Annotated in this window: 15 protein-coding genes; 5 read left to right on the forward strand and 10 right to left on the reverse strand. The window is 53.5% G+C overall.

Annotated elements, in window-relative coordinates:
* Positions 1-3 precede the first annotated feature (3 nt).
* On the reverse strand, positions 4-411 hold the full coding sequence (locus BCF53_RS00570; protein ID WP_132698800.1) for a hypothetical protein: 408 nt from the start codon (positions 409-411) through the stop codon (positions 4-6).
* 3 nt (positions 412-414) lie between these two features.
* Positions 415-1,263, reverse strand: a complete 849-nt coding sequence (locus tag BCF53_RS00575; protein ID WP_132698802.1) for an SDR family oxidoreductase — start codon at positions 1,261-1,263, stop codon at positions 415-417.
* 136 nt (positions 1,264-1,399) lie between these two features.
* Between BCF53_RS00575 and BCF53_RS00580 the strand changes: the two genes are divergently transcribed.
* The 5 genes from BCF53_RS00580 to BCF53_RS00600 all read left to right on the forward strand — a co-directional run bounded on the left by BCF53_RS00580 (position 1,400) and on the right by BCF53_RS00600 (position 6,333).
* A complete protein-coding gene (locus BCF53_RS00580) occupies positions 1,400-4,078 on the forward strand; it encodes a winged helix-turn-helix domain-containing protein (RefSeq protein WP_132698804.1) in 2,679 nt (892 codons plus the stop codon).
* Between the two features lie 117 nt (positions 4,079-4,195).
* A complete protein-coding gene (locus BCF53_RS00585; RefSeq protein WP_132698806.1) occupies positions 4,196-4,774 on the forward strand; it encodes an OmpW family outer membrane protein in 579 nt (192 codons plus the stop codon).
* Between the two features lie 11 nt (positions 4,775-4,785).
* Positions 4,786-5,022 carry a hypothetical protein gene (locus BCF53_RS00590; RefSeq protein ID WP_132698808.1) on the forward strand — a complete coding sequence of 79 codons (237 nt, stop codon included), beginning with the start codon at positions 4,786-4,788 and terminating at the stop codon, positions 5,020-5,022.
* Entirely contained in the window at positions 5,019-5,663 is a 645-nt protein-coding gene (locus tag BCF53_RS00595; protein ID WP_132698810.1) for a hypothetical protein, read from the forward strand. Before BCF53_RS00590 ends, BCF53_RS00595 begins: the two co-directional genes overlap by 4 nt.
* Before the next feature lie 277 nt (positions 5,664-5,940).
* A complete protein-coding gene (locus BCF53_RS00600; protein ID WP_132698812.1) occupies positions 5,941-6,333 on the forward strand; it encodes an STAS/SEC14 domain-containing protein in 393 nt (130 codons plus the stop codon).
* A gap of 16 nt (positions 6,334-6,349) precedes the next feature.
* On the opposite strand, the gene BCF53_RS00605 is transcribed toward BCF53_RS00600, so the two are convergent.
* The 8 genes from BCF53_RS00605 to BCF53_RS00640 all read right to left on the reverse strand — a co-directional run bounded on the left by BCF53_RS00605 (position 6,350) and on the right by BCF53_RS00640 (position 17,250).
* The gene (locus tag BCF53_RS00605) at positions 6,350-7,558 is read right to left on the reverse strand and encodes an anaerobic sulfatase maturase (RefSeq protein WP_132698814.1); all 1,209 of its coding nucleotides are present in this window, start codon (positions 7,556-7,558) and stop codon (positions 6,350-6,352) included.
* 54 nt (positions 7,559-7,612) lie between these two features.
* Positions 7,613-8,920 (reverse strand): sulfatase-like hydrolase/transferase, encoded by a 1,308-nt coding sequence (locus BCF53_RS00610; RefSeq protein WP_132698816.1) that lies wholly within the window; start codon positions 8,918-8,920, stop codon positions 7,613-7,615.
* Between the two features lie 103 nt (positions 8,921-9,023).
* Complete coding sequence (locus BCF53_RS00615; RefSeq protein WP_132698818.1) at positions 9,024-9,650, reverse strand: DUF4956 domain-containing protein; 627 nt, start codon at positions 9,648-9,650, stop codon at positions 9,024-9,026.
* A gap of 79 nt (positions 9,651-9,729) precedes the next feature.
* Positions 9,730-10,488: a polyphosphate polymerase domain-containing protein gene (locus BCF53_RS00620; RefSeq protein WP_132698820.1), complete on the reverse strand. Its 759-nt coding sequence runs from the start codon at positions 10,486-10,488 to the stop codon at positions 9,730-9,732.
* A gap of 89 nt (positions 10,489-10,577) precedes the next feature.
* Positions 10,578-13,193: a CotH kinase family protein gene (locus BCF53_RS00625; RefSeq protein WP_207902606.1), complete on the reverse strand. Its 2,616-nt coding sequence runs from the start codon at positions 13,191-13,193 to the stop codon at positions 10,578-10,580.
* Positions 13,194-13,564: 371 nt separating this feature from the next.
* Positions 13,565-14,551, reverse strand: a complete 987-nt coding sequence (locus BCF53_RS00630) for an ABC transporter permease (protein ID WP_424511397.1) — start codon at positions 14,549-14,551, stop codon at positions 13,565-13,567.
* A gap of 3 nt (positions 14,552-14,554) precedes the next feature.
* Positions 14,555-15,676, reverse strand: a complete 1,122-nt coding sequence (locus tag BCF53_RS00635; protein ID WP_132698822.1) for an ABC transporter permease — start codon at positions 15,674-15,676, stop codon at positions 14,555-14,557.
* Positions 15,673-17,250 carry an ABC transporter ATP-binding protein gene (locus tag BCF53_RS00640; protein ID WP_132698824.1) on the reverse strand — a complete coding sequence of 526 codons (1,578 nt, stop codon included), beginning with the start codon at positions 17,248-17,250 and terminating at the stop codon, positions 15,673-15,675. Before BCF53_RS00640 ends, BCF53_RS00635 begins: the two co-directional genes overlap by 4 nt.
* Positions 17,251-17,373: the final 123 nt, after the last annotated feature.

Here is a 17,373-nt window from a genome sequence, read left to right on the forward strand (position 1 = left end):
AGCTCAATTGGGTTCCTTCTTTGCCAACCGCAGGGCAAGCAATGCGCAAGCTGCCGTCACCGGAGTAAATACAACGGCCTCGATCAGGCTGAGTGAAAACAGGTTACCCACCGTATTCAGTGCAAACAGCAACACCATCAGCCACAGCAAAGCACTGACGACCCTTGCCGGCAACGGTACGGCTAGCCAACCTAGCCGTATCAAAACAACCATCAACATGGCCACATTCAGCAGCAGAGAGAACGCCTCAAAGCGATACATCTGCTCAACCGAGGCCAGGCGTCCTCCCCAAACAAACTGATACGGAACCACGCCAGTGAGGATCAGCAGGTGGTACACACACAGGCACACCAGGATGCCGGCCAAGAGTCTGCCAGCCTGATGCTGTTCAATTCTGGTTAAGAGCTTCATGGCTTACTCCTGAGAAAAATAGTCTTCCAAACGGCGGCGGCCGTAGGGCTTGCCAACCATGTTGTGCCCCATGGCGGTCATAAAAAACTGAACCGGGCCATAAAGCTTTTGTGGCGTCACCTTTGGTAAGAGAAACAGCACAAACCGGCGCAGCACATCCGGCAGACGGGTTATCCTTTCCGGCTTGCCGGCTACCTTCAGCGCCAGTTGCGCCAGCTCTGAATGGCTGAAAACCTCCGGCCCGCCCACATCCAGCCAGGCCAATTGCTGTTCAGCGGCGCTGTAGACGGCATCGGCCAGGTCGGCACCGTGGATCGGGTTCAGCTGCAAATCGCCCTTACCGAACAGCCAAACCCGCCCGGCTCTGGCCATATCGAGAAAGTCGTTCATATCTGAAAAATAGCCCGAGGGCGCAATCACCGTTGAGGCAATCTGCGCCGCCTGCAGCCGTTCAACAAAGGCCTGCTTGGCCTCGATCAGGTCAACACCCCGCATCTTATCTGCGCCCAGCACATGCACATAAACAAAGCGCGGCACCTTTGCCGCCAATGCTTCGTGAAGCAGATTCATATTGGCCTGATAGTCGACATCCCGATAGCGCAGGCCGTCTTTCTGCCGGGTAATACCCACGCACGAGATCACCAGATTTGCGCCCTGAAACCTGCCCTTCAGAGAATCCGGCTGCGTTACCTGTGCTTCAATAAGCTCAGCCTGAATGCCCTTTTGCCGGGCACGCTCGGCACTGCGTACCAGAGCCTTCACATGCCAGCCTTTCCGGGAATAGTGTTCCACCAAAAACCGGCCCAGATAACCGGTCGCCCCGGCGATAACAACGCTGCGTTCAGTATGCATAACAACTCCCTGATGATCGTTAACCCGAGTGTAGGCCCTGCACCGCCACCGCGAATCACATCATCAGGTGAATTCGTGGAGTTTCATGCGCCTCCGCTTCACGCTAAACTGCCGGAAAAGCCAATGGTGACTGCTGATGAGCGCTGCCCTGCTGCCAAACACCAAGTTTTTTGCCCCGCTGATCCGCACGGATGCGGTCAGCCGCCCGCGCCTGTACGAGCGCATCATCAAAGGCACCCCGGGTAAACTGACGCTCATCGCCGCACCCGCCGGCCACGGCAAAACCACGCTCATCTGTCAGGCGCTGCAACAGCTCGACAGCAAACGGGTTTGGGTTTCTCTGGAGGCCAAAGACAACTCATTGCGCGCCTTTATCAACGCATTAATCCAGGGCATTCAACAGCTACAGCCGGGCTTTGCCGAGGCGGCCCAGCTCCTGCTGGCCAGTGACAGCAGCCATGATGCGCTGCTTACGACCCTGATGAATGATTTCGCCCGGCTCAGTCAACCGCTGATACTGGTGCTAGATGATTACCATGAGGTCGACTGCCACGAGGTCGACGAGGCGCTGGCGCTGCTGCTCGATCAACCACTGCCGATGCTGCATCTTGTGATCACCACACGTGAGGACCCGAACCTGCCACTGGCAAAGCTGCGGGCACGCGGACAGATGACCGAGATCCGCGCCGCCGACCTGATGTTCGCCGAAGATGAAGCCCGTCAGTTTTTTCAGGCCACACTCGATAGCGTGACACTGCAACAGCAACAGGTAGAGGCGATTCGAGAGCGCACCGAGGGCTGGGCGGCCGGCATGCAACTGGCGGCGCTGTCGCTCAACCAGAACGACAACATTGAGCAGTTCATTGCCGATTTCACCGGCAGCCATCATTACATTGCCGACTACCTGACCGATGAGGTGCTGGCGCGGCAAAGCCCGGATTCTCGCCTGGTCCTGCTCCGGCTCTGCCTCCTGAACCGCTTCAATTCCAGCCTGTGCAATGCCGTGTGCGACAGTAAAAACGCCGCCGCCGAGCTTGCAAAGCTGGCGCAGCAGAATTGCTTTTTGGTTCCGCTCGATCAGCAACGCAACTGGTTTCGCTTTCACCATCTGTTCCGCGACGTTCTGCGCGCCCGCCTGAGCAAAAACCATATTGACGAACAGCCGCTGCATCATCGGGCCGCACTCTGGTTTGAACAACAGCAACAGTGGCAGGACGCCATTGAGCACTATCTGGCAGCACAGCAGCCTGCCGAAGCGGCCCGGCTGATTGAGCAGATTTGGCCGAGCATCCGCAAGAGCGCTCCGGAAAGCCTGTTTATGGACTGGATGACGCAGCTGCCTGACAGCCTGATTGAGCAGCAGCCGGTGCTGTCAGCCTATTTCGGTCTGGCGCTGATGTCGGGTAATCCGGATCAGGGCAATGCATGGATCAATGTGGCTGAAACCGCGTTGACGGCCCCGAATGGCTACCGTCTGCACAACACCGAGGCCTTCAAACTGGTGCCCGGGCTGATCGATATCGGCCGCGCCTATCGTGCCGGCGCACTCGGAGATGTCGATCGCATTGTTCGGCACGCACAACAAGCCATGCAGCAACTGCCCGCCGATGCCTACACCTGGCAGGGTTCAGCCGCGGTCTTGCTGGCACTGGCGCACTGGCACTGCGGCGAGCTGGAACCGGCCAAACTGGCCATGCAGCGGGGCGCCAAAGCCATGGAGCAGGACGGTGAATTCAGTGGCGCAATCAGCACCCTGAACCTGCTGGCCGGGATTTACCTGATGAATGGCGAGCACGCCGCCGCCGAATCCACCTGCCGGCAGGCGATCAAGCTGATCAACCGCAGCCCGGTAGCTCCCCAGGGCAGTGCCGATATCTACGTGAGCCTTGCCAACATCTGCCTGCTCAGAAACGAGCTGGACGAGGCGGAAACCTATCTGCAACGGGCCAATGCACTAGGGCCGCAGGCAAAACTGCTCGAGTCGGCGCATCTGTGGTTTGTTGCACAGGCCACACTGGAAGCCTCACGCAATCAGTTCGAAAACCTGGAAGACCTGCTCGATGAAGCCGTGGATATTCAAATCCCCAGCCCAACGCCCGATAGCCAGCCCATTGAAGCCTGCCGGACCCGGCTGCAGCTGCTCAGTGGTAACTTCAGCCGAGTGGAACAGCAGCTGGCGCGGGCCACTCAGCTCGACCAGCTCAGCGCCAACAGCCCACAGCACTTTGAAATCACCAGTCAGTTGCGCGCGTTGATTGCGCTGTCGTTCTATAAGGGTGAACTGCAGCTGGAGCCTGAGCGCGCGCTCAACCTGATCAACACCATGACAGAGCAGGCCCGCCATACCGGCAACCGGAAGCAGCTGATTGAAAACCAATTGCTCCGTGCCCTGCTCGGCCAGCTGGCGGGTAACCAGGCGCAGGCCGAAGCGGCTCTGAAGCCATTGCTTGCCAGCACCGAGGCAGCGGAATACCCGCAGCTGTTCACCAGTTTGGATACCTATTCGAAAGCCTGGCTGCGACAAGCCAGCGGTGCCAGCTGGTTGCAGGCACTGCTCGGTCAGCAATCGGGTCAGGCTGCTCACCCGCCTGCGCCTGCGCCAGTCAGCGAACTGGTTGAGCCGATTTCTGAGCGCGAGCTGGATGTACTTCGGCTGCTGGCCAGCGAGCTTTCCGGCCCGGATATCGCCGCCAGGCTGTTTATCTCGATCAATACCTTCCGCACCCACACCAAGAACCTGTACAGCAAACTCCAGGTGAATAACCGCCGCGCCGTGGTGCGCCGGGCACAGGAACTCGGGCTGGTCGACCGCTAATCCCATCGTTTCCGTTAAAAATCACCACATCATGTGACGCCAGCTCACATGACAGTCGCGCATGATTCTCCCCGCTAACGCAACCCGCGTATCGACGACCAACACACTGGAGAATAAATGATGACCCAACTTTTTAACCCGGCTGTCGCCATCGCCGTTACCCTGGCAAGCGCTGTTGCAGCGACCGCAAAAGCAGACGAGCCAACCCTGAATACCAAGCTGTTTATTGGCGCTAAAACCATCGATGCCGTGCAATGGCGTGCACAGGATGATCACGGCAGCATGGGCTTACTCACTGACATTAAAACCGGCTATCACAGTGTACGAGTGGCCATCGATCTGTTCGCCTCGGGCAGCGAAGACGATACCGACAGTAACGTGAAAGGCACCTATACCGGAGAGGCGCAACTGGGCTTGCGCAAATACTGCACGCTGAATGAACGCATCACCCCTTACCTCGGTGGCGGCGTGAACTTCGCCTACAGCATGCAGGAAAACAACGACGGCAGCGGTAAAACCGAAGATGAGGATGGCGGCGTGGGCTACTGGATGAATGTCGGTGTCGATTTGAACCTGACAGAGAACGTCAACATCGGCGTCGACGTTCGCTACGCCACCGCAGAGGTTGAGCTGTACGATGAAACCGTCGAGCTGGATGCAGCCACCGCCGGTGTCACCCTGGGTTACCGCTGGTAGGCGGCTCTGCCATGCAGCCCAACGCCCGTTATGAGATAAGAGTCGAGGGCATTTTTAATGCCCCGGCTCATTTCGGTGACGCCTGCCTGCGCTCGGAATCGATCGGTGAGACTACACTGATGCAGTTTGTTGTAGCCGACCCATGTGCCCTCTTTGGCCTGATAAAACGTATCCGCGACCACGGCCTGACACTGATCTCGGTAAACAGAATAGAGCCCCCCTTTTATAAACAGGAGTACCTGCCATGAAACAGCTGACAGATTTTGGCCCGGCCGCTGCGCTCTATGCAGCGCTCGCCTATATCTTCGCCCTGATGATTTTCGCGCTGGTTTTACATTGGCCAGATAGCCGCAGCGACCAAATTTTAGTTCTGTTGCAACACCCAACCCTGCTGCACTGGCTGTACGTTTTTGTCTATCAGCTGTGGGCCATTGCGCTGCTTGTGCTAACGCTCTGCATTTTAAAAACCGTGCCGAATAGTTCGGATGAATTGAAAAAGCTGATACTGGTTTTAGCCAGCGTTTGGGCAACCCTGGTCGCGGCCAGTGGCATGCTGTTTAACAGCGGTATTGCGGCCTCGGTCGCGGCGTTTGAACACAACCCGGAGCAGGCTGAAGAAATCTGGCAGAGCATCTCTTTTATTGCCAACGCGATCGGTGGAGCCAACGAGTACATCGGTGGTTTCTGGATGCTGTTTGTATCCATCGCCATGCGCAAAGCTGCGCTGTATAGCCGCGGCCTTGTCTGGCTGGGGTTTGCAATAGCGCTTGCAGCTCTGGCCACTGCGCTGCCCGGGCTTTCCTGGCTTGGCATTTTCTTTGGCTTAAGTCAGATCGTTTGGTTCTGTTGGCTGGCGCTAAAACTGAAGAATTTTGACGACCACAGTTAAACTAAAAAGCTCAGCCAATTCTTTGACCCGAAACGCCCTGCGCCTTTTATCTGAAACGGTTCAGTTGCAGCGTTTTGGCGTTGAACGCTATTCAGCTGTGTAAATAAAACTGTTTTCAGTGTGCTGCCATTGCAGATCGAATTCGCTCCTGACAAACTCTTGCCCTCGCTCGAAAAGTACACGGCCCCGAGTGCGAGATAATAATAATGATTTTTACCCGCCAGCGAATGTCGTGGTAGCTTATGAGGGAGCCATGCAAATCAGTTTTGAGGAAAGAATGCTAGAACACGGTACCTTCAGTTATCAGGTGCAAGACACGATCATTGTGTTCACTCTGGTCGGAGACTTTAACGAATACGGCATGCAGGCTTGCCTGAATGCAGAAAAAGAGGCCATAGAAAGCTTTGGCAATAAACCCTGCTCACTGCTTGTTGATTGCAGCCGAGCAACCGGCGCAACACCCGAAGCTCATCAGGCAATAGACAGCTTTTATCGTGACATCCGCTACGAAAACCTGACCGCCATCGCACTGGTCTATGCCAGTGAACTGCTGGCCCGCATTGAAGAAAGATGCATTCCTGAAATGAAGAACCATCGGGTGAAATCCTTCTTCGATTTAACCACCGCCCTGTCCTGGCTACAGCCCGATACTGCGCTGCAACGGAGTTAAGCTGCAGCGCTGCCAGTTACACCATATTGGCAACACTCATAACGTTACTAGCCGGTCGGCCTTGAGCCAGTTCATTGGCCATAAACTTCATATGGTTATCGATATGGCTGAAAATCTTCTTGTAACCGGCACACAAAATACTGTGTGGTACGCCTTTCTCATCCGTTAAAAAACGGTGTTTCGGACAATCTCCGTAGCAGGCAAACAGATAGCTGCACTCCTGACAGGTACGGCTGATATTGGCTTTATCGTTACCGAATTTATTTTGCTGTTTACTGCCGTGAGTTTTATTCAGTTTGCCCTGCAAAATATTGCCAATCTTATGATCACGATAAACGTAATGGTCGCAGGAATAGATATCACCGTTCTGCTCAATCACCATGGCATCGCCACAGGTTTTCTGAAAAATACACTGGCTGCTCTGCCGGCCGCTCCAGGCTGCTAAGGTACTTTCAAACAGCTGAATAAATACCTCTGAAACATCGTTGCGCACCCACTCATCGAAAATACTGTTCATGAAGTCACCGAATTCGTTGGCATCGACACTGAACGGCAGACACTCGGCACTGTGTGTGGAAGCGATCAGATCATTGAGGCTTTCGGCACCTTGCAACGCGCGGCTTTCAACCACCGGAATGTACTGCTGGTAGTGCGAGCCGATCTCTTTTAAAAACCGGTACACCGCTTTCGGGTGCTTAACATTAATATTGTTAATAACGGTTAGGGTGTTGAATGGAACATCGTATTGCTTCAGCAGCTCAACGGCCCGCATAACCTTTTTAAAGGTCGGCTTGCCCGTTGCCGTCAGCCGATAGGCGTTATGCAATTCTTCGGGGCCATCGACAGACAGGCCCACCAGAAAATTATGTTCTTTTAAAAATTGACACCACTCTTCGTTCAGCACAATGCCATTGGTTTGCAGGTTATTACGGATGGTTTTGCCATTGGCAAAGCGCTGTTGCAGGGCAACGGCCTTGCGGAAAAAACCCAGCCCGGCGAGCGTCGGCTCACCGCCCTGCCAGGCGAATTCCACCTGCGAAGTCGGCTGGCTGTTGATGTAATTTTTTATGTAGGCACGCAGAACCTCGTCACTCATGGCATCGCTGGGTTTTGCATTTTTTGCGCGTGGCAACTGCCGTTCTTTTTCCAGATAAAAGCAATAGTCGCAATCGATATTGCAGCTAAAACTGGTTGGCTTTGCCATCAGGTGAAAGGGTTTTGCCACGCATCACTCCATTATGAACTTGTGTAAAACAGACGCATCCTACCGAAAGCGACGCTACTGGGTTGCCAACTGCTGATAGCGCTGCTGCAGGCTGGCAACAATGGCAGCCTCTTCAGCAGAGATGCCATCGGCTAACAGATCGTCGGCTTCTTTTGGGTCTGTTGCCAGGTTGTACAATGCCGGCTGCTCTCCAATCTGCATCAACAGTTTGTAATCGCCCTGACGCATCGCCCAGCCAAACACATCGGAAGGCTTAGCCTCGCTCATATCACCAAAGTGCTCAACGTAAACGAAGTCTCGCTGCGTTGCATTGCCGTACAGCGCCGGCTCAAAGCTGAAGGAATCCTCGGCTTCGGCTTCAACACCGAGCATGGCAGCGATGGTAGTAAACATATCGCTGGTTTGAACGAAGGCCGGGCTTCGGCCGCTCTCAATGCCCGGGCCGGTGACCACCAGCGGCACGTTCACGCCGGATTCAAAGATCGTGCCCTTGGCTTTGTGATCACCATAGAAATCATCGACGACCTGATTGGGTGTGCCGTTGTCGCCGACAAACATAATGATGGTGTTATCGCGAACGCTCTGATCCATCGACGCCAGCAGGCGGCCTATCTCGGTATCCAGCGCTTCCAGCATGGCGTTGTAGTACGGCAATGGATTTTGCTTAATATTCCGTTCGGTATTGGGCAGATCATCGGCACTGTGAAGATCGTTCGGTGGCAGATGGAACGGCGAATGCGGTGCGTTGTAGGCCAGCCAAAGGAACCAGGAGTTATCCTGATCATTGATCCATTCCAGCGCTTCATTGGTCATCGCTGTGGTTGAGTATTGGTTAACGTCGACCTCTTCAGCAGCGGTTACGGCTGTCCACTTGTAGTAGTCACGAACGCCGCCCTTAAACAGCCCCCAGAAATCTGAAACCCCCAGTTCAGCCGGATGATTCAGGCTGTCATCTGAACCGGCAAGGTGCCACTTGCCCAGAAGATTGGTGCTGTACTGACTCGCTTCGAGTACATCAAACAGGCTGTTTGCGTCGGCAGACAAACCATTGGTGCCCTGGGGCGGAATGGCCGCACCAACCCCGGTACGAAAGCCATACTGACCGGTCAAAATGGTTGCGCGGGTGGGTGAACAGACCGGTGCCGAGTAGGCGTTATCGAACACCATACCCTGCTGACACATGGCCTCAATATTCGGCATCCTGGCCTGCTGGTTACCCATGGCATAGCAGTTGGAGGCATCGATACCCATGTCGTCTGCAATGATCAGAAGAACGTTGGGGGCCGCCTGAGCCAGCGAAAGACCCGGCAGGGCCACCAATGCAGCCGTGCCGATGTAGGTTGATAGTTTAGAACGCTTCATGACGCTTCCTTTTATTTGACCGGCCTAGCTTCACACTCAATATAGGCTGAAATAATCAAGAAGCGTATGGGTTATGTATAGAAACAGACCTTCTTAACCTGTTCTAAACTTTCACTGCCTTATAAGAGCCACTGCTGCCCTCCGGTGTTTGCTGCGTTTTACCCTGATTGCGGTACGTGACCTCCAGCAAAGCGGTATCGCGCAGAAAATCGATATTCTCGATCTTCACCTGCACAATGTTCAGCCCGGTACGCTGACGCAGGTCGGCAAACAGTTCTGCAGTATGTTGTGGTTTGATGTTCTCAATTTTCTCATACTGAATTGATTGCTTTGCATAGCGGTCGCTGACAAAGGCTGAATCGACAACGAAGGCGGTGCCGCACAACAGAATATTCAGTGCGATCATTTGTACCGGCCCCATTTGCGCCACGGCGGTAAGCAGGGAGATGGCAATCACCAGGAACAGATAGGTCATCTCTTTAATTGAGATAGATTCGGTTCGGTAGCGCAACATGGTGAACACGGCAAACAGGCCAAATGCGAAGCCCATCGACATATCCACGCCATGCAGAAAATAAATGACGATAAAGACGCCAATACCAAACAAAACAAATGAGGCCGCAAAGGGGGCATTGCGGGTAGAACGGAAATAGCTGCCATAACTGATCAGCGCAACAAAAAAAGCTGTAATTGAAAAGCGCAGCAAAAAATCTAAGTCAAACGTCGGCATGGGGTAATGCTCCTTAAAGGGTTAGTGTTTTCATAGCTTTATCTGAACGTCCCTGTCTGTTTACTTCTTAATCCAGTGGTTAATGAATGCGCTGCTCTGATAATTTTCGCAGCACCGGTTTAAAGCGGTTGACCTTAATCTCATCACCGTAGAGCAAGGCACAGCCGATGCAGTACTTACTGAAGCCCGTTTGGGTCATGTGAGGGACTTCCCGTAGAGAAAAGAACGGCGAATTCTTGGTGCTTTTCGCCTGCTTCAATTCGGCAATACACAGGCTGTTCAGGTGAAGTTTTTTCTGGCCATTGCTGGAATACCACAAGTTAAAATCAATGGTCAGCCGCTCAGCTGAATCTTCATTGGCCAGTGCAATACGGTTGTAGCCACTGTGTTGCGTGACCACCATCTTTGAATAATCAATACCAACTGCACTGGATACAAAATCGGCTGGTTGCCGGCTGCCCTGCAGGTTATCCAGACAGACGCGGGTTTTGTGGGTGCGGCGCTGATTGGTTTTATGCTTCACCTCCAGAAACGAGGTTTGCGTGTCGGTGTAATTGCGCTGACGCACCTTATAGCGGTTGAGCTTGCCGTTGTGGTGGTCGAAATAGAACTTCATTTCCGGTGTATCCAGGTACTGGTTTTTATAGGTGGAAACTCTGCAGCCATTTATATCCAGCACACGATAGTGGCCCGTTAGCTGTTGCAACATATTAGGCAGCCAGCTCACCGGGAACATGAATTTGCTGTCGACACGATTCATCAGATTGGCTTTTTTTAAATCATCCAGGCCATAACCGGCAAAGCCTGATAACCGTGAATTAATGTTTTTTTCTAGCATTTTTTTACTCGCAGCAGTCACCACCAGGAACCGGAATTGGTCTTGGTGGTGAGTGATTAAGGGTTAAAGGATGAGTGTTGGCTTTGCTGTTAGCGCTGCCCGGGCGATGTACCGCCACCGCTACCCACGGTTGAGCAATAGCCACTGCCCGTACCGGAAGACGGCGCCGTTCCGTTCAGCTGCTGCACCATGTTACTGACGCGGTAGCTGATGAAACTGGTCAGGCCGTAAAAGCCCTGGTAGTCACTGTTCAGATTCGATTCAAAGCCGTCAATGCCGTAGAAAGAGGTTGGATCATTGGCGACGTCTTCGCGGATCAACGCGGCCATCTCATCCACCCAGCTTTCAAAGCTGTTGGTTGCCAGCGCGCCATCAATCAGGGTTTGCAGATAACCGTGATAGCTTGCCAGGTTGTCATCGGAGGCAAAGCTTTTCTCGATCAGCGGGCGCTCGGCCATGCTGACACTGGTCGGCTCATCGATGTACAGCTCGCGCAAATCGTTGCTGCAGCCTAAATCAAAGGTGCCGAACGACTCGTTGAAATCCCAGGGGAGCAATGTGAACACGCCATCCTGTTCATAAAAATAATAGTTATGGGCGTAGTAGCCGTGATAGCTGTCGAGGTTTGAAAGCGAAGTACTGACGGCCATGTAACGCATCAGCGTATCGTAGTCGATCACGTCGTCCGGCTCGCCGTAGTTCAGCTCATCAATAAAGTTGATGAAGGCACCGTGATCGGTGGTGTCGTCGTTGGTTTCCACATCAACACCGCTGTAGTCGGTGAAGCTGTCGCTGATCCACAGCAGATCGCTGCCGGTGCCATCCGGCTTGTACATATCGCCTTCAGCATTCTGGTAATGGTCTTCCAGAAATTCACCGTCAACCGCCTCAACCATCAGGTACAGGCCATGCCGTTCATCATTAATGTAGAGGTTCACGAAAGCGCGGCGCGGCGCGGGTACATCCAGCTCATCCATCAGCTCATAGGCGATGTATTCGCGCAGGTAGCTGGGGTCGTTGTAGGAGTTATTGAGCACAAACTTCTTCAGTCCAAGCAACTTCTGGCCATCGACGTACTCGTTCATATCCACCTTAAAGCTGTAGCGCTCGCTGCCCATATTGGCCACGGCATCCAAACTGGAATTACCCTTGGCCCGAAAGGCTACGTCTTCCAGCGTCACGCCTTTGTAGCTGACGTCGGCGTAGTAATAGGTTTCATCGACGGCGTTTTCCAGCAGGTCGGACCAGTCGGCGCTATCCAGGGTGATATAAACCGATTCCACGGTATCGCTGCTGAACACCTGGGCGGCCTCATTGGCACTGCCGGCAGTAGGCTCAAGGGTATCCTGCACCCAGCTGCCATCCGGTGACAGACCATAGCTGTAACCTTCGGGAACGTCGCTGGCATCCCAGTCCAGGTAATCAACCGTTTCGTCGTCATAGATCAGGCTCAGCTCATCGCTGTTGCCCAGTTTAAACGGGACATAATCACTGCCGGGGTCTGTTTCAGTGGCGTAGATGACCCTGTATTCACCGGCTCCGAGCGTGACATCCGGCAAGGCAGCTTGCTCGTCAGAATCGGCATCGATCACCGCGTAATCGGCCAGATAAATGGATTCGTCGCTGTTGTTATACAGCTCAAACCAATCATCACCGCCGTTTGCATCGTTGGCGACGACCTCGTTGATTAGCAATTGAGTACGCTCAGCAACGGCATTGCCAGCCGCCGCAGTTGGCGTCAGGGTTTGCACACCATCGCTTCCATCCGGGTAACGGCCATAGCTGTAGTTGATCAGTGCATCGCCCTTACTCCATTCAAGCTTATCGATCAGGTCATCACCCTCATACAGGCTGACTTCATCACTGCCACCCAGCTTAAAGGCGACTGTTTCGTAGTCATCCAGCGTATCAGTGGTGGCGTAGATGCGGTAAAACTCACCGGCGGCCAGCGTGACATTCGGCAGACTTAGCCGGTCGGAGCTTTCATCGGCCAACGTGTAATCTGACAGATTAACGCTGCTACTGCCGGTGACGTATAGCTCCAGCCAGTCGTAACCGCCGTCGGCATCCTGCGCGACAATCTCATTAATGCGCAGCTGTGCATCGTTGTTCACAATGGTGTCGAGCTCAACCGCTTCGTCATCCGACGCTTCGTTGCTGGCACCCTGTGTGGGTGAAAGGGTTTGTGCATCGCCGGTGCCATCGGGCAGCAGGCCGTAGCTGTAGCCTTCATCGGCATCGCCGTCCTGCCAGTCCAGGCTATCGACCGCTACACCATCCTGATACAGCGTTACGGCATCATCGGAACCGAGCTTAAAGGTCACGTAATAGCCGCTGTCCAGAGTGACATCGTCTGCATCATCAACGGCTTCAATGACCAGATAGTCACCGGCACTGAGCACTACATCGGGCAGGCTCTGGGCTTCGTGATCAGCATCGTCATCCACCAGGCTGTATTCAGACAGATCCACGCTGCCTTCGGTGACGTAAAGCTCGATCCAGTCATTACCAGACACCGGTTTGGCGACAATTTCATTTATGACCAGGGTGCCGCTGTAGCTTACCGAATCGCTCGAATCATAGTTCGTCAGCGAGCCATCGCTGTCAGCACCTGGCTTGGCTTCTGCTTGACAAGCACTGAGCGCCAACTGGCTGGTTAGCAGTATCAACAGGGTTTGGCAGTTAATCTTGTTCATAGGCTTCATAAGGCTTTTAATCTCCCGCCTAACATGTGGTCAGACATGGTTTATTCCTTTGCAGATTCAATTCATTGAAATGCCGGAAATTGACGGTGCAATGTCAAACCACATCGGCGGCAAATGTTCAGATCATGTACTGTGACAATTTGATGTCAGCACATTGAAGATTGAATGATTATTCAGGCAGACCCGTTGATCTAGGAACTGGGTCTAACTGTGACCCTGGCTTTACCTCACCAATACCCGACAGCGTTTTTTCTGCACATTCGAAGAAGAAACTGCACCGGAGCCGGCGGCTAATTCATTTTTTCGGCAGGTGCAGAAATGAAAAAGCCCGCAGGACGCGGGCTTAAAAAGAAGTGTTTCGACTGAGCCGGTTATTCGCGCTCTTTCACATAAGGCTTACCAACCGCCTTCGGTGCAACTGCGGTACCGATGAAGCCACCGAGCAGGACCACGGTCAGAATGTATGGCAAAGCTTCGATGAACTGGACCGGAATTTCAAAGGCACCGATCATAGCGCCCTGAGAACGGTCAGCAATCGCCTGCAATACACCAAACATCAAACAGGCCAGCAGTGCACCGCGTGGCCGCCACTTACCAAAGATCAATGCCGCCAGGGCCATATAGCCTTTACCGGCCGACATGTTCGGCAGGAACTGCGCGGTTACCGCAACAGAAAGGTAAACACCGGCCAGACCCGCCAGAACACCACAGATGATCAGCGCCATGTAACGCATTCTTACCACCGAGATACCGGCGGTATCGACCGCGGTCGGGTTTTCACCCACCGCTCGCAGTCGCAGACCAAAGCGGGTACGGAACAGCAGGAACCACGAAGCCGGAACCGCCAGTAACGCCAGATACACCAGCAGGAAGTGCCCGGAAAGCAGTTCAGAGTAAAGGCCACCGATCACCGGAACATCTTCCAGCGCTTTGGCAAACGGGAACACGATTGGCTCAAAGCGGGCATCAATGCCATTGAGCGAATCTACCAGGTTCGGGGTATTACCGCCCTGATGGAACCAGAAATTACCCAGCGAGGCCGTTAAGCCCGCCGCCAGAATATTAATGGCCATACCGGAAACCACCTGGTCGCCACGGTGTGTCACTGTGGCAAAGCCATGCAGCATGGCAAACATGACCGAAACAAACACACCGGCCAGCAAGCCCATCCAAGGCGAGTTAGTAATATAGGCTGCCGCCGCGCCGGCAAAGGCACTGGCCAGAATTTTACCTTCCAGTGCAATGTTCACGACGCCGGAGCGTTCAGAGAACATACCCGCCAGCGCGGCAAAGATAAGCGGCGTGGATACACGCAGGGTGGCATCCAGAATCAGAATGATATTGTTAAACAGATCCATGGATCAGGCCCCCTTCGCTTCTTGTTTGCCGACCAGTTGCGACAGTTTCAGATAAGCATTCTCCACCGGATGCTTGGTCATGTGCTCAAGCGCACCGGAGAACAGAATAACCAGGCCCTGCAACACCACGATGATGCGTGGGTCGACGCCGTATTCAAACTGCAATTCACCACCGCCCTGATACAAAAAGCCAAACAGCAGGCTGGCTAAGACGATACCGATCGGGTGGTTACGGCCCATCAGCGCGACCGCAATACCGGTAAAGCCCATGCCATTCACCAGGCTCAGCTTGATCTGGTGCGCTTCGCCCTGAACAACATTCAGTGCAAAGAAGCCGGCCAGCATGCCGGAGATGAGCATGGTCATGATGATGGTTTTATTCAGATTAATACCGGCATATTCTGCAGCAGAAGCGTTCTGGCCCAGGGAGCGGATTTCATAGCCCCACTTAGTACGCCAGATAAAGAAGTAAACGAATACCGAGCAGATCAGCGCCCAGATGATCGACAGGTTAAGCGGTGAACGCTGCATCTTAATGCCCATCGTTCCGGCCAGTTCCCAGATCTTCGGGATCCAGCTGGCTTCATGGAACACCGCGCTTTCTACCGCCATAGAACCTTCCGGCTTAAGTACTTCCACCAGCAGGTAAGCCATAAACGACGCCGCGATAAAGTTGAACATGATGGTGGTAATCACCACGTGCGAACCACGTGTGGCCTGCAGCCAGGCCGGGATGAAGGCCCACAGTGCACCAAACAGGCCGCCCGCGATAATGCTCAATGGCAGCAACAGTAAGAACGGGATTTTGCCGCCGAGCAGCAGACACACCAGACCAACACCCAGCGCGCCCACATATGCCTGACCCTCACCGCCAATATTAAACAGGCTGGCATGGAAAGCGACTGCCACGGCTAGGCCGGTAAAGATAAAGCTGGTGGTGTAGTAAAGGGTGTAGCCCCAGCCATAAGAGCTGCCAAAAGCACCATAGGCCATGGTCTTAACTGCATCTATCGGGCTGATGTTGAGATACATAAATACGAAACCGGAAACGATGGCCGCTAACAGGATGTTAACCAGCGGTACGCCGATAACCGTTACCCAGGCCGGAATGCGTTGTTGACTCATGAATGCGCTTCCTTCTGTAATGCTTTAACTTCATCGGGAACAATGTTGGCCATCATCAGACCGAGAATCTGCTCATTGGCGACATCTGTTGGCACTTCACCAACGATCTTGCCATCGAACATCACCAGAATGCGATCCGCCAGGCTCATGATCTCTTCCAGCTCGACAGAAACCAGCAGTACCGCCTTACCGGCATCACGCATTTCAATAATACGGTTGTGAATAGATTCAATAGCGCCGATATCAACACCACGGGTCGGCTGACCCACCAACAGAACATCCGGTGACTGCTCCATCTCACGGGCAATGACCAGCTTCTGCTGATTACCACCAGAAAAGTTGGCGGTTTTCAGTTTTGGATCCTGTGGACGTACATCCCACTTTTCCATTTTTTCTGCACAGTCATTTTTAATCGCCGCCTGGTCCATTAACAGCTTAGCGTTATAGACATCGTTACGGTGGTAACCAAGAATGAAGGCTTCATCGGCGGCAAAAGAATTGACCAGACCCATCTTATGGCGGTCTTCAGGAATGTGTGCAACACCAATGTCGCGAACTTCGGAAGGGGTCAACTGATGGTTCTCGTCCAGCGTTTTGCCAGACACCTCAATTGAGCCGTGCTGAATATTTTTGATGCCCGACAGCAATTCCAGCAACTCTGACTGGCCATTACCACTGACCCCGGCAATACCCACGATTTCACCGGCGCGGACGTTAAAGTTGACGTTATCGAGACGCAATACACCGGCGCTGTCGGTCCAGGAAAGGTTGTTCACCTTAAGCAGTGTTCCAGCCGGCTTCGCTTCTGTTTTATTGACCCGCAGTAATACCTTACGACCCACCATCAGTTCGGCCAGCTGCTCACGGTTGGTTTCCGCCGTTTTGACGTGACCGACCATTTCACCGCGCCGCATAATGCTGACGTTATCGGTAACGGCCATAATTTCCTGCAGCTTATGGGTAATGATAATGACGGTATTACCCTGCTCTTTCAGCGCAGCAAGAACCTTGAACAGGTGCTCGGCTTCCTGAGGGGTTAATACACCGGTCGGTTCATCGAGAATCAGGATTCTCGCGCCACGGTACAGCGCCTTAAGGATTTCGATACGCTGCTGCATGCCGACGGAAAGCTGCTCGACCGGAACATCCAGCGGAACATCCAGACCGTATTCGCTCGCCAGTCGGGTCAGCTCTTTACGAGCCTTTTCCATGCTGACGTTCAGCATCATGCCGCTTTCCGCACCCAGAATAACGTTTTCCAGGGCAGTGAAGTTCTGAATCAGCATGAAGTGCTGATGCACCATGCCAATGCCGGAAGCGATCGCCACTTTGGAGTCACTGATTTTAGTGACCTTTTCGTCGATAAGAATCTCACCCTTATCGGCTTCATAAAAACCGTAGATGATACTCATCAAGGTGGATTTACCCGCACCGTTCTCCCCGACAATGCCGTGGATGGTGCCCTTCTCTACCTTGAGATCAATGTTTTTATTCGCGTGAACCGCGCCAAAGCGTTTGTCGATACCGCGTAATTCGATTGCCATTTGAACAGCAACATCTGTCTGAGCAGTCATGACTCACCTGATGTTCAATAAAATTAATAAGAGTTAGATAGGAAAAAAGCAGGTGAATACCTGCCCTTTTCTAAGTTAAAACGCAGCTGCGTTTTATAGCTAATTTTTATAGCCACGCTGACC

This window comes from Reinekea marinisedimentorum, from assembly GCF_004341165.1.
GTDB lineage: Bacteria > Pseudomonadota > Gammaproteobacteria > Pseudomonadales > Natronospirillaceae > Reinekea > Reinekea marinisedimentorum.